Here is a 14552-nt window from a genome sequence, read left to right as displayed (position 1 = left end):
TTTTTCAACGAGCTGAGAGAGTAAAAAATGTCCCGCTGGCGTGGTTGCCAGCGGGACATTTCAACATCGGATTCTCCCAACACCTTAGAAGACGAACCGGATCGAGTACTGAAATTCTCGGCTTCGGTCCGATTGGGTGCCTACCGTACCGGGATGAGCAGCAGGCGTACTGTTCTGGATCGAAACTGCATTCGCCAGAACGGTTGTCGAGTTTCCATTCTTGTCCACGAACTCGGGACTACCAGCGGTGTTCGGAGCGTTGAAGCCGATAGCGCCGCCGGGGTTGCCATAATTCGGATGGTTGAAGAGATTGAAAGAATCCATCCGGAACTGCATTTCTACCCGCTCGGTTAGATGGAAGTTCTTCGACACTGAGAAGTCAACCGTGCGGGTGGGCGGCCCAAGGCAGTCGCCGATGGGGGCGTTTCCGATCGTGCCCAACTTGAACCCATTCATCGTGTAACGCTTCGGGTTGATCCATTGGAAGTTGTCAAAGCTGGGGTTTCTGCAGGGCTGTCCCGGTACTATGTTGGGCATCTGAGAGAAGAGCGCATTGCCCGTACCGTTGCCAATGCCGGACGGATCGTTAACATTCGATATGCCTCCGATAAATGGTGTATAGGAGGACCCACTCGATAGATTGATGATCGAGCTGAGTTGCCATGAGCCGAAGGGACCGCGAACAAACCGCGGCGTATCCTGCAAGGTAGGTAGGTTGTAGACCACGTTGGCCGAAAAAATGTGTGGCCGGTTGATGGAAGCGAGCCCGTAGCCAGCTCTACGATTGAACGGATCTAAAACAAGCCCACCAGTTCCATTTCCATTGTTGACGTGCAGGTATGTATCCGAAAACGTTTTGGAGTAGGTGTAGCTTAGCTGGAAGAGGGAATTGCGCTGGAAGCGCGTGGTAAACGCCGTTTGCAGCGAGTCGTACCGCCCGCTGCCGCGATGCGAGAAAAACGGCAATTCGCCGGTAGTTAGCGCATTGAGAGGCCTGAGCAAATTTCCAGCCGCATTGCCATTCGATTGTGCAAAGGCCAGCCTGTTAGCCGGAGCGATGGCGTTGGCGTCATATTTGCTCGTCCAGTTTTTTGTTCGGCTGCCGACGTAGCCCACTTCCACGCGCGCATCCTTCCACACTTCATGCTGGATGGTCAGATTGTATTGCAGGGTATAGGGCGCCCGGGAATTGAGGTCCTGGCCAATATTGGGAATCCCTAAACCCGTGCCAAAGCAGTTCGGGGCGCAGGCGGGAAGCTGGTTGGTATTGTCCAGGAACCGGCCGTTGCCGTTTACTGAATTGAAGCTGGCAACGAATGGCGGGTTGCTACCGGCGGTTCCGTCCGTCACATAGATATCGTCACGGTTGTAAAACTGACCGAATCCTGCCCGTATGGACCACTTGCCTGAGCCCGTGGGATCCCAAGCCGCACCCAGCCGGGGCGCAAAGCCCATATAAAAGTTGTGTTGAATTGAACGGTTGGGCCCAACCATTCCGCCCGTTCCCGCCGGACAAGGATTTGAACTGAGGCCCGGCGAGTACAACAAGCCGTTGCAGGGCGCATTGCCGAGCGCGGGATTAAATGCAATGGGGTTGAATACCGTCAATTGGTCATTCGCCTGGTAGGGATTGGGCAGGAAGGAATAGCGAATACCCAAATTCAGCGTCAGGCGGTTGGTTACCTTCATGTCGTCGTTGACATAAGCCTCAAAGTTCTGCCAGCGGCCTTGTTTTTTGAAAATGACGTTCTGTTCGCCCCAGTTGAACCCCATGTTCGCCAGAATATAATCAGCCGGGCCATAGCCGGTGTTGGTGAAGGCAAGGCCCGCACACCCTGGATCGCCAACGTTCTTGCAGCCGTTGTATCCGCCCGGACCAAAGGTCACGCCCTGTTTCTGGGAGAAGTTGTCCTGATCTTTGGCATTGTGGCTGTAAATGACTCCCAGCTTCAGAGTATGGCGGTTTATGACCTTCGAATAGTCATCTTGCCAGGCGAAGAGGTCTTCCCGGTTGCTCCAGGGAGCGAAGCTCCAAATCGTCGGAAGGCCGCCACCATTAATCCACACCGGAGGCTGATTGGCCACATTCCCCGCCGACGGGAAAAATGTTGGAATCACCTGGTTGAGAGCTTGTGCCACGGCCGGATTTGCTTGACCGATATTGATCCGATTCGCCGAGTAGGAGAACTGGAAATCGTTCACCGCGCTGGCGCCGAAAACCTTGCTCAACTTGCCCACGGCAATGCGCGACGGCTGGCTCCACGATTCCTGGATCTGGGATGCCCCGGAATCAGCTCCCCACCCACTATTGCCTACGGCGGAAGGACCAAAATTCCAGGAATCACCCGTATATTTCAACATCAATTGTAGTGACTTGCTGAGATTGACGTCCCCGCGGACGCTATCTTCGCGATAGAAGGTCGGCTGACCAATCGATTTCGCCCAGTTGGTGCCGCACCCGTAGTTAGGGGCTCCCTTAGGAAGCGTCGGCAAGAAATAAGTGTTCAGGATCGTAGACCCAGCCTTACCCTGGCGTCCCGCGGGGATGATGTCTATGACACCTGGAGTGGAGGGGGACGCCGTAAATGCGCCGCCAGGATTTGTTGGATTCGGATCGTGGAGTCCGCCAGTCGGAAGGCAACCAACAGTACTGCCGCTGCTGAAGGTAGTATCAAGGGCAGAGTCGGAGAAGTCACCGGTACGCTGCAAAGGCGTGGGTACATGAGCGGTCTTCACTACACCCTGGATCAGCCGGTTCCATTCCTCCGATACGAAGAAAAAGATTTTGTCCCTCTTGATGGGTCCCCCGAAGGAAAATCCGAAGTCGTTGCGGCGAATCGAATTCTTCTTGGATTTCGGGTCGATAGCATTAAGAACGGGGTCCTTGGCATCGAGAAGGTCATTGCGGCCAAAATAATAGGCGCTGCCGTGAAAACCATTTGTTCCCGACTTGGAGACGATGGTGACGACGCCGCCGCCGGCTCCACCGAATGCGGCGTTATAGCTGTTGCGCTCGACCTTAAACTCCTGAATGGAGTCAAGGGAGGGGTAAACAAGTATGGTGCGGTTCGATCCCACGTCGACGTTGTTGGCGCCATCCACCAGAAACAGGTTTGCATTCGAGGCGCCGCCGCTAACGGAGATGTCTGCGCCGCCGTTAAGGCCTTTCTTGTCGTAGCTAAAGCCAGCATCAACCTCTACGCCCGGAACCAGCGTAAGCAACTGGGCGAAGCTCCGGCCGTTGAGCGGCAATTGAGTGATCTGGGTACCCTCAACCGTGCCGCTCAATTCAGCAGTGGTCAGCTCAACCGCGTTCGGGGTGGCGATTACTTCCACCGTTTGGGTAGCGGTCCCGACTACCAATTTGGCGTCAAGCGTCAGGTTGTCGTTGACGTGGAGGATAATGTCTTTTTCTTCGAATGTCTTGAAGCCTTGAGTGCCGGCCACTTTCAAAGTATAGCGACCTGCCGGAAGGCTCTGGAACCCGTAGTTGCCATCCGCGTCAGTCTTCTTGCTTCGCGAATATGCCGTGTCCACGTTGGTCATCGTGACGTCGGCTCCGGTAACGGCTTTGTCTTGCTCGTCCGTCACGGTGCCCCGCACGGAACCCGTATCAGTCTGCGCGAACACTGCCGGTGCAAGACTCAGGGCCAGCACCAGACAGGTGACTCCCACGAGTAACATCATTGGTCTTTTTACAGGAACTACCAAGGAAGAAGCTTGGCGTTTTATGGCACTATTTTGAACTACACCACGAGACCGATAATGCATAATAACCCTCCAATTGACGATAGATTTTTTTGCTGCAAAATACGCAAAAAGAAATGGCTAATTCTCTTTCTTGTCCGTTAATTAACCTGTTTATTTTCAGTTAGTTGAAAAAACCTTACATGTTATCGATCATGAGGTTTCCCCTGATGAAAATTGGGTGACCTCCAACGTGTACGTTAACGTTGGAGCGCGATAATATAAAAGCACTAGACGAGTTGTCAAGAGAAATTTTGGCAATTTTCAAGAAAAATTCAGCTAGAAGGCGAACAATATCGGTTTGGTAAACCGTGACTCAAGGCCGGGTGAAATGCGTATCGGGGGCGAAGGGCGAGAACCTTAGAAAAGACGCATTCCTGTAAATGCGGTACGTTAACGGAAGGCGGTCTTAAGTTACACGTCATGTTGCCAGGAGAAATCCTCAACGTTTTCGAGAAACCTCCCAGGGGAATTTGCTGGTCCGAGTCGCGGAGAGAGTGGTCGTTGAATTTCGCGGAAGAACCGAAGATTCGACTGCAATACAAATCCTGGATTCACGAAGTTGGTTTTTGTGAAAGGCGTATTTTGCAGCAGGTTGTCCAGCAGTCGGCGTACCGCCAGTTGTCCCTGGCGATGGGGTCGCTGATGGATAGAGGCTGAAATAGTGCCTTTCTCGAAATACGGCACTAGATCGGGGAAGAGGTCGCTCGTGATCAATTTCACTTTTCCAGCGAGCTTACGTGCGCCGATAGCGCGGCAAACCGGCAGAGAGTTTGAAGTATTGACGTAAATACCTGCAAGGTTCGCAATCTCGCCCAGGATTTCAAATGTCTTGCAAAAGCACTCGTCCTCGTCTTCGTGGGCCTCGACAACGGCTGCAATCCTGCCATCCTCGCAGTGCTTCGGGAAAGATTCGGAAAAACCTTCGGTTTTCTTCCTTTGATCCTCCGTGAATAACTGGCCCGTGATGATGGCGACCTCAGCGCCCGGCAGCACAAATTTGGCCATCAATTCTCCGGCCATCGCCCCTGCCAGCTTGGGTTCGCCACCGATAATGCTGGACCGTTTGCTATGGGGGGCATCGGTTGTTACACAGACCACGCGCACGCTTCTTTCTTCGGCTTCGTTGATCAGAGGTGTGATTGCATCGGGATTCCCGGGAGCCAGGATGATCCCATGTACTCCATCCTTGAGAAAACTACGGAGCAGTTCGTCATCGCCTTCACCAAGCGTCGGGGCGGGGCGGTTCAGGAATTCGACTCCCATCTGAGAGTAGCGCCTGGCTTCACTGAGAATACCTTCCCAGACGTAGTCATAGTAAAAGTGGATCTCACGTGGAACGCAGACACCTATCTTAAGATTTGTACCGCCTCTCGAGAGTGCCCGAGCAGCGAGGTTAGGCTGGTAGAGTAATTCTTCTGCAATCCGGAGCACGCGCTGGCGCGTGGCCTCGCTGATGCCCGGCCTGCCATTGAGAGCGCGGTCAACTGTTCCAATCGAGACCTTCGCGACTTCAGCGATTTGCTTGATCCCGGCCCTTTTTTTCATGACTCCGTCCGGCAGCAACTTCGTTATCCTCACATAAATAACTACATATATAGAGCTTCAGATTGGCTGAGATGACAAAATCGGTTCTGACAAGGCTGATAAATCCCCCAGAAATGCGACACAATACCAGAATGCGACACAATATAGGTATAGCATGTTTTCGCACTTGGACGCGACGTTAACGTTAACGATTGAAACGGCTGCCCCGCACGTTGTAGAATGTCCCTCCTACAAGCTGCCAATATGACCACCCTAAAACGAGTTCTAGCCCTGTGTATTGCCTGCTTTGCCCTTTCTGTCTTGATGCCGCTTGCGGCTCAGCAGAGAACCTCGGATTCCCCAGCTTCGAACCAGGAAGCTGCGGCGCAGATCGAGGTACTCGACAGCCAGCAGTTTCTGCTGAACCACGTTACTCCTCAGGGACCAGCGAAAGACTATTCCGCCGCGGTTGAAAAGCTTTTATCGCAGATGACTCTGAAAGAAAAAGTCGGGCAGATGACGCAGCTCGATATCCTGATGATTTCCGATGGCGAAGACCAGGAGCTGAAGATCAATCCGGAGAAATTGAAGAAGGCCATCGCCGAGTACGGGGTAGGATCGTTTCTCAACGTTTACAACGAAGCGCTTCCCCCGGAAACATGGCATCGGATTCTGGGCCAGATTCAGGCGGAAGCCGCCGCATCACGTCTCAAAATTCCGATCCTCTACGGCATTGATACCATCCATGGCGCAAACTACATCCGTGGCGCCACGCTGTTCCCGCAACCCATTGGCATGGCCGCAACCTGGAATCCTGAGCTCATGCTACGGGCCGACCACATCGCCGCCGCCGAGACGCGAGCGAGCGGTATTCCGTGGACGTTTTCCCCCATCCTCGACATCGGAAGACAGCCCCTGTGGCCGCGCTTCTACGAGACCTTCGGCGAAGATGTTTATTTGGCCAGGGTGATGGGCGTCGCCGCGGTGCGCGGATATGAGGGCGACAATCCTGATTCGCCATCCCAGGTGGCCGCTTGTCTCAAGCATTATATTGGCTATAGTTTTCCGCGCAGCGGGCACGATCGCACGCCGGCGCTGATTCCAGAGATCACGCTTCGGGAATATTTTCTGCCCACGTTCGCCGACGCAGTGAAGGCCGGCGCACACTCGGTAATGGTGGATTCCGGCGAAGTGAACGGGATCCCCGGACACGCCAATCATTATCTGCTGACCGATGTGCTGCGCAAGGAGTTGGGCTTTCAGGGAGTGGTGGTTTCAGATTGGGAAGACATCAAGAGGCTAGCCACGCTGCACCACTATACCGCCACGGAAAAGCAGGCCACCCGCGTGGCAATCATGGCCGGTATTGATATGAGTATGGTTCCCCGTGACTACAGCTTCAGTGATCTTTTAACGGAACTGGTCAACGAGGGCGGCGTGCCCATGAGCCGGATTGACGAGGCGGTGCGCCGCATTCTCACTATGAAGATGGAGCTCGGGTTGTTTCGCGATCCGTTGCTAGGCGTGAAATCCGGCGTGCAGTTGGGTTCTCCGGAGGCACAGAAAACAGCGTTGCAGGCTGCGCGAGAATCCATTGTTCTGCTCAAAAATTCGGCCAAGGTTCTGCCGCTTACATCTTCCGGGAAAATTCTTGTGACCGGACCTGGCGCTGACTCCCTCGTTTCCCTGAACAATGGATGGACGTACACCTGGCAGGGAGCTAAGGCCGACATTTATCCCAAGGACAAGCCAACCATCCTCCAGGCAGTGAAGTTAAAGCTCAGTTCCAAATTGGGATTGAAAACTGGCGGCGAGAATGTCGTCTACGTGCCCGGAACTTCTTTCGACAAAGAGCTGGACATTGCCGCTGCAGTGGATGCTGCCAAAAATGCCGACATGGTCATCCTTTGCCTGGGAGAGATGTCGTATGCGGAGACACCCGGCGACATTGATGATCTCACCTTGCCCGAGCCGCAACTGCGGCTGGCAGAACAGGTTGCGTCCACCGGCAAGCCGATTGTGCTGGTACTGACCGAGGGACGCCCGCGTATCATTCACCGCATCGCTGGCCTGGCCAAGGCGATTGTGCTCGCCCCGAATCCCGGTAATGAGGGTGGCCAGGCGATTGCCGATGTCCTCTTCGGTGAATACAATCCCGATGGCAAGCTTCCCTTCACCTATCCCAGCCATCCCAATACCCTGCTCACCTATGACCACCGCTTCTCGGAAGAACAGGAGACCGATTCTGGATCCACCTCATTTCAACCGGAGTTTCAGTTCGGTAGTGGGCTGAGTTACACCACCTTCCGGTATTCGGATTTGCGCCTGAGTGCAAAACAAGTGAGCGCGAACCAGCCTCTGCAGGTATCAGTCACCGTCAAAGACACAGGAGACCGCGCTGGAAAAGAAGTCGTGCAGCTCTACCTGACACAAAAGTTCGCCACTGTTACTCCGCCCGTGAAGCGGCTGAAGCGGTTTGCAAAAATCTCGCTCGCCCCCGGTGAAAGCAAGGAGCTCAAGTTCACACTTAATCGCGATGACCTTACATTTATTGGCCCCGAGAACAAGCCAGTAGTGGAGGCGGGTGAGTTCGAGCTATCGGTGGGAGATCTGCATCAGGGCTTTACAGTGGTCACGGAACCGACGACCATCTCCGCTCAACGCTAGAGATTGTTTCACAATCGCGAAGCAGTCTTTTCGATATAATCCGCCACAAGCACAAGCCAAATCAGTCGGCAGATTCGGGGGCTAGATAAGAACGCCCAAGGCTAAGGTTTCACAGTCCCGGGGCCTGAGGCACGAAAGATTCATGCGCGCTGTCAAGATCACTTTACTCGCACTGGCAGGATTGCTCCTCACTGCCGTCGTGTTCCTTGTCGTGGATGACCGGCTGAACCAGCCACCGCCACCCAATTGGGCCACACTCATTCAGAGGGCCCGGCAATATGACGTTCGAATCAAGCGCGATACCTTTGGCGTGCCGCACGTGATCGGCCCCAGGGACGCGGATGTAGGTTTCGGGTTGGGCTTTGCCCAGTCCGAGGACGACTTCCTCACGCTCCAACAGGTGACGCTTGCGGCCCGTGGCCAACTTGCCGCGACCGAGGGCCGGAAGGCGGCGGTGGCCGACTATCTCGTCCACTTTTTGCGGGTATGGGAAACGGTCAATGCCAGGTATGAGAGTGACCTCCCGGCAGATGTGCGAGAGGTTCTGGAAGCATATGCCGACGGCGTCAATTACTACGCGGCTCTTCATCATGACAAGGTAATACGAGGCGTGCTGCCATTCACCGGCAAGGACGTGGCCGCGGGATTTGTCTTCAAGACACCCTTCTTCTATGGGCTCGACAAGGCTTTGCTCAAGTTGAGCAGTCCTGAGAGCAGCAATACTGTCGCGTCTCTTTCCCTGGACGGCCAGGACGCTTTTCTGATCACACATGAGCCTGTCCCTGTGGGGTCCAATGCCGTCGCAGTAGGACCGTCGCGCTCGGCGGATGGCGCAACGCGCCTTCTGGTTAATTCCCATCAGCCTTATACGGGTCCGGTCTCGTGGTATGAAGCGGTGCTGGAGAGCGGAGAGGGCTGGCATGTCGCCGGCGGTTTTTTCCCGGGGTCGCCTTTCATGCTGCACGGCCACAACGAGCATCTTGGCTGGGCCAACACAGTCAATGAACCAGATCTGATTGACGTTTACAAGCTCACCATCAACCCCGCCAACCCGAATCAGTACAAACTCGATGGACAATGGCGTGATTTTGAGAAGAGCGATGCCAAAATACGAGTGAAAATCTGGGGGCCGCTGGTCTGGAGCGTACACCGGGAAGTGCTTTACGCCGCTCAGGGCCCGGTATTGAAGACCGATCACGGCGTGTTCGCCATTCGTTATGCCGGACTCAATGAAGTTCGCCAGTCGCTACAGTACTACCGCCTGAATAAAGCCGCTACTTTGGCGGACTGGCGTGCAGCCATGGCTTTGCAGGCGATACCGAGCATCAACTTTGTCTATGCCGACGAGAAGGCAAATATTGGGTACGTGTATAACGGATTGTTTCCGGTGCGGCAAGAGGGGCTCGACTGGCAGGATATCCTGCCGGGGGACCGCTCGGACCTGATCTGGCACCGATATCTGCCTTTCGACAAGATCCCGCAAATTTGGAACCCTCGCGGCGGACTTGTCTTCAATTCAAACAACACGCCCTTTCACGCGGCTGCGCCGTCAGACGATCTCAGGCCACAAGACTTCTCGCCAACGCTGGGAATTCAGAACAACATGACCAACCGGGCGTGGCGTGCAATGGAGAACTACGGCGCCGATTCCCGGATCACGAAGGAAGCGTTCCGCGCGTACAAATTCGATCTCAGCTACAGCACCCGGTCCGACGTCGCTCAGCTCGTTGACCAGGCCATCGCGATCAAGCCCGGCAAAAACGACGATGGCAGCAATTTGCAGAACGCACAGGAAGTCCTCAAGCGGTGGGACCACAGGACCAACATCGCGAACCGGGGTGCGGCGCTCGCAATCCTGATGGCCGAGCCCGTGCTTCGCGCCAGGACAGAGATCAAAGGCACGCCGCAGCCGCCGTCCGAGAGCCAGATCATCGCCTCTCTGCGGGAGGCCATGCAGACTCTTAAGGCGCACTTCGGGCGTCTCGATCCGCAGTGGGGCGAGGTAAACCGCCTGCGTCGAGGTGAGGTCAATCTCCCTATTGATGGTGGTCCTGATATCTACCGCGCTGTTTATGGTGCGAAGCAGCCTGACGGTACGCTGTCAGCGGAGGGTGGCGACACTTTCATCATGTTTGTTACCTGGAACAAGGCGGGCACGCTCACATCGGAAAGCATCCATCAATTCGGCTCAGCAACTCTCGACCAGAAATCACCTCATTACGCGGACCAGGCATCCCTTTTCATTGCCATGAAGACCAAACCCGTCTGGTTCACCCAGGTGCAACTGAGCGGACATATCGAAGCTGATTATCGTCCTGGAGAACGTGAGGCCGTATCGGCGGCAAAGCGCTGAGGAATCAGAAAAAACCAGGAAACTTCGAACCTATCGTTCCCCAAAACAGGAATCGTGGGGAGCTTGTTGAGATTTCAATGAACGTAGCAAGAACTCGGATTGCTGTATTGCTTTTTCGTCATCAGCCGTAGTCGTTGCCGCATTCCGAATCCATCTTGAATTCAATATCTTAAGAAGATATCATCCGGATTGGCTCGAGGTATGAATCTCTGCAATACTCGTGTCTTGGCAGGCCGGGGAGAAGCGTTGCGCTCGGCTTTGCCGCTTGCTTCGGGTCTTGCTCGCGCCAGGAAAATTTTGCGCTTCCTCAGTCACCGCAGAATGCCGCGTGCGAGTACGCTGGGCCGGTCTCCGACCGCAGCTCTCTTGTTCGGGCTGGCGATCACGCTTCTAACTGTGCTGTCTTACTCCCGGTACATCACCCTGCAAATCTCGCGGTTGCGCACGGTACAACGAGACTTGGCCGACCGAAATCGCAAAGATTCACTTCAGTTGCTTCGTATCCAGAACGATCTGAATTCCCTTGGGTTGGCCATGCGCGACATGCTCGACCACGATGAACCTTATCCTCTAACAGCCTGGATGGGGCAATTCCAGCGCATCCGTGAGGATTTGGAAGATGCCATCCGGCTCGAGGACCAGGTCGCTGTGGGCCGGCGCACGCCTGAGCAGAGGCAATACCTCGGAAGTTCACTGGCACAGTTTTGGGACGCAGTGGACCGCACTTTTGCTCTGGCCAAAGAGAACAAAGAAGAAGAAGCGCGTGAACAAATCAGGCTTTCACTACAGGCGCGGCAGGCTGCTTTGAACACGGCCGTGGCGAGGTTGCTGGTCGAAAATAACGAGAGCGAAGAACAGACAGCGTTAAGCATCGCTCAGATTTACGATCACGTCCAGCGCCAGGTCTATGTCTTTCTGGCGGGAGCATTGGTTGCGATTCTGTTCACCGGTCTATATCTCATCTATTCGAACCGCCGGCTCTTTGCGCAGCTTTCTGCGGTTTCTGAACAGCGCAGTGAGCTTGCCCAAAAGTTGATTTCAACACAAGAATCCACCCTGCGTTATATTTCCCGTGAGCTGCACGATGAATTTGGACAGATCCTCACGGCCATTGGTTGCATGCTGTCGCGTCTGCGCTCGCGGTCGCCGGCATCTCCGCTGCTGCCCGACTTACACGAGATCAGCGATATTACGCAATCGGCGCTGGATAAAGTTCGTACCCTCTCCCAGGCATTGCATCCAGTGACCCTTGACGAGGCGGGACTGGAGAGCACGCTCGACTGGTATTTGCCAAAAGTGGAACGGCAAACCGGGGTTGCGATTACCTATGAAAAATCCGGGACCCCATTTCAAGTGGAAGGCCGCGCGGCTATTCACATCTATCGGGTCCTCCAGGAAGCACTGAACAATGTCACCCGGCATGCGGAATCCGGGGAAGCCTGGGTGCGGTTGAAGTATCTGCCTGACGGCTTAATCTGCGAAGTTGAAGACCACGGCAAAGGTCTGGCAGCACAGGCAAGACAACATGGAATCGGGTTAGTGGCCATCCGCGAACGCGCCGAGCTGCTGAGCGGTAAGATTGAATTCCTGCGGCCTGCGCAGGGCGGCACACTGGTTCGTCTGAGTGTTCCCAAGGCGAGAATGGATTTGCATGAAAGCTAAAATTTCAGTTTTGCTTGTAGATGACCATGCGTTGGTGCGCCGCGGGTTTCGGCGCATTTTAGAGGATGATGCGGAGATACGAATCGTCGGCGAAGCCAGCGACAGCGCCGAGGCGATCCGCCTGGCTGGCGATCTGCAGCCACAAGTAGTGGTGATGGATTGTGCGCTGCCGGGAACCAACGGACTGGTCGCCACCACCCGCATCCTTGAGATTTCACCACAGACTTCCATATTGATGTTGAGCATGCATTCAGAGGACACCTGGGTACGCAAAGCACTTCAAGCCGGCGCCCGCGGCTATATTCTGAAAAATGCCATGGACCTGGACTTGGTGAGGGCGGTCAAACGGGTGGCCGCAGGCGAGCAGGTGCTTGATCCCCAGCTCACGCCGCAGGTGACCGAAAAAGGTGAGCGAAGCCACGGGTTGACCGCGCGTGAACTTCAGATTCTGCAACTGATCGTTGACGGCAAGTCCAACAAGGAAATTGCCAGCGATCTCGATTTGAGCGCCAACACCGTCGCCGTTCACCGCGCCAACATGATGCAGGCCCTGGGACTCCATAAGACAGCCGAACTTGTTGCCTACGGTATTCGCAACGGATTGGTGAACCTTCCTTGAACCGCAGAGACTTTCTATTAGGCCTGCTGGCTGTTCCGCCTGCGGTGAGCGCCTTTTCCCTGGGGGAAGGCCTGCATCCGGGCTTCCGATTGGTAAATGTAAATGAGCAGGCGGGCATCCACTTTCACCACAACAGCGGAGCCTACGGAGGCAAGCTTTTGCCCGAGACCCTGGGTTCCGGTTGCGCCTTCCTCGATTATGACGGTGATGGCTGGCAGGACATTCTCCTGGTGAATGGCATGGATTGGCCCGGCCACAAACGGCAGCGAAGCACGCTCCGGTTGTATCGCAATAATCGTAACGGCACTTTCACGGATGTTACCCACGTCGCCGGTCTCGATGTGGAGATGTATGGCTTGGGTGTTGCCGTCGGGGACTACAACAACGACGGCTATCCTGACATATTCATTACCTGCGTAGGTCAAAATCGCTTATTTCGCAACACGGGAAAAGGCACGTTCATTGATGTCACCCACTCCAGCGGACTTGCCGGGAGGCAGGCTCTCAGCACCTCCGCCCTGTGGTTTGATTTTGACAGTGATGGGCTTCTCGATCTGCTGGTCTGCAATTACGTTAAGTGGTCGGCTGAGCACGATGTATTTTGCAGCCTCGATGGGAAGCGCAAGTCTTACTGCACGCCGGAAGCCTATCACGGGGAAACCTGCTGGCTGTTTCACAATCGCGGCGACGGCACATTCGAGGATGTTACGGCTCCGAGCGGAATTTTCGATGCGAGCTCCAAGTCGCTGGGCGTGGCCATGCTCGACTACGATCAGGATGGCTGGGCTGATGTGCTGGTCGCCAATGACACGCAGCCCAACAAACTCTATCGCAACATGCGCAATGGTACGTTCAAAGATGTTGCGTTAGAGGCCGGAATCGCGTTCAGCACAGAGGGTAGGGCCCGCGCGGGGATGGGGGTAGACGTTGCGGATTTCGACAATTCAGGGAACCCGGGTGTGGCCATTACGAACTTTGATAACGAAATGGTCGGTTTGTATCGATCGAATGGACGCGGCAACTATGAAGATGTAGCGGCGAAAACCGGCGTGGGCCCGGCCTCAAGGAACACGCTGGGATTTGGATGTCTGTTCCTCGATGTTAATCTGGACGGCGCGCTCGATCTGATTGTTGCCAACGGCCATATCGACGAGACGGTCCGCAATATTCGTGGTGGAGTTGGCTATGCCCAACCACCACACCTTTTTCTGAACAGCGGGAAGGGAACATTTACGGATGTGGCCCTCGACGCCGGAGGGGAATTCGCCCAGCCTAAAGTTGGGCGAGGACTGGCTTACGGAGATTTCGACCGGGACGGCGATCTCGACCTGCTGATGACCACCAACAACGGGCCTGCTTATCTGTTCCGCAACGACCAGTCTTCCGGCAATCGCAGCATTCGTTTTCATCTGGTGGGCACTAAGTCCAACCGCGATGCCATTGGCGCTTCGGTACGCATCTCCTGCTCAGGCGTCAGCCAGTCCCGGCTGGTGAAGAGCGGTTCCAGCTATCTATCGCAGTCTGAGCTGCCGGTGACCTTTGGGATTGGGAAGCATGACAAGGTTGACTCTGCGGTGGTCCAATGGCCGAGCGGAAGGACCGAAGAATTCAAGAACCTTGCCGCCGGCCGCGCTTATAACTGCATCGAGGGTAAAGGAGTTACTCCGCTTGCAGGCTTCTAGAGCCATTATTTACTTTGTGGTTATCTCAAAGCCTTTTGTCGAGGCCCAGTTTTTTATTACTCCCACCCCCCATTACTTGGAGTAGTCCATGCGGTGTTAAGCCATTGACAATCAATGACATACATGAGGCTGGCAAGTAGTGGATCACAAGTATTCTTTGCTCTTACTCAAAACCCATTCTCATATTTTTACCCGGGCGAAAAACACTTACCCCCCCATCCACTTGCCAACAGGTCGTTGAAGCGCCCAAATCGCGTCTGACCAGCGTCATTATTGGCGAAAATCAATCCGAGGC

General features: G+C 54.9%; 7 protein-coding genes. 5 read left to right on the top strand and 2 right to left on the bottom strand.

All coding sequences use genetic code 11. The annotated features are described in order from the left end of the window. Positions 1–84: 84 nt before the first annotated feature. Together VK738_12600 and VK738_12595 are read right to left on the bottom strand one after the other, a co-directional pair. Positions 85–3687 (bottom strand): carboxypeptidase regulatory-like domain-containing protein, encoded by a 3603-nt coding sequence (locus VK738_12600; protein ID HTD23489.1) that lies wholly within the window; start codon positions 3685–3687, stop codon positions 85–87. 474 nt (positions 3688–4161) lie between these two features. Next, positions 4162–5295: a substrate-binding domain-containing protein gene (locus tag VK738_12595; protein HTD23488.1), complete on the bottom strand. Its 1134-nt coding sequence runs from the start codon at positions 5293–5295 to the stop codon at positions 4162–4164. A gap of 243 nt (positions 5296–5538) precedes the next feature. On the opposite strand from VK738_12595, the gene VK738_12590 reads away from it, so the two are divergent. The 5 genes from VK738_12590 (at position 5539) to VK738_12570 (ending at position 14257) form a co-directional block, all read left to right on the top strand. Beyond that, positions 5539–7941: a glycoside hydrolase family 3 N-terminal domain-containing protein gene (locus VK738_12590; protein HTD23487.1), complete on the top strand. Its 2403-nt coding sequence runs from the start codon at positions 5539–5541 to the stop codon at positions 7939–7941. A gap of 142 nt (positions 7942–8083) precedes the next feature. Beyond that, on the top strand, positions 8084–10294 hold the full coding sequence (locus tag VK738_12585) for an acylase (protein ID HTD23486.1): 2211 nt from the start codon (positions 8084–8086) through the stop codon (positions 10292–10294). A gap of 201 nt (positions 10295–10495) precedes the next feature. Next, on the top strand, positions 10496–11956 hold the full coding sequence (locus VK738_12580; protein ID HTD23485.1) for an ATP-binding protein: 1461 nt from the start codon (positions 10496–10498) through the stop codon (positions 11954–11956). After that, a complete protein-coding gene (locus VK738_12575; GenBank protein HTD23484.1) occupies positions 11946–12575 on the top strand; it encodes a response regulator transcription factor in 630 nt (209 codons plus the stop codon). The genes VK738_12580 and VK738_12575 overlap by 11 nt, the downstream gene beginning before the upstream one ends. Then, on the top strand, positions 12572–14257 hold the full coding sequence (locus tag VK738_12570; GenBank protein HTD23483.1) for a CRTAC1 family protein: 1686 nt from the start codon (positions 12572–12574) through the stop codon (positions 14255–14257). The genes VK738_12575 and VK738_12570 overlap by 4 nt, the downstream gene beginning before the upstream one ends. The last annotated feature ends 295 nt before the right edge of the window (positions 14258–14552 follow it).

This window comes from Terriglobales bacterium, from assembly GCA_035487355.1.
Taxonomy (GTDB): Bacteria; Acidobacteriota; Terriglobia; order Terriglobales; family Acidobacteriaceae; genus QIAW01.
This window is presented reverse-complemented; position numbering and strand designations above follow the sequence as displayed.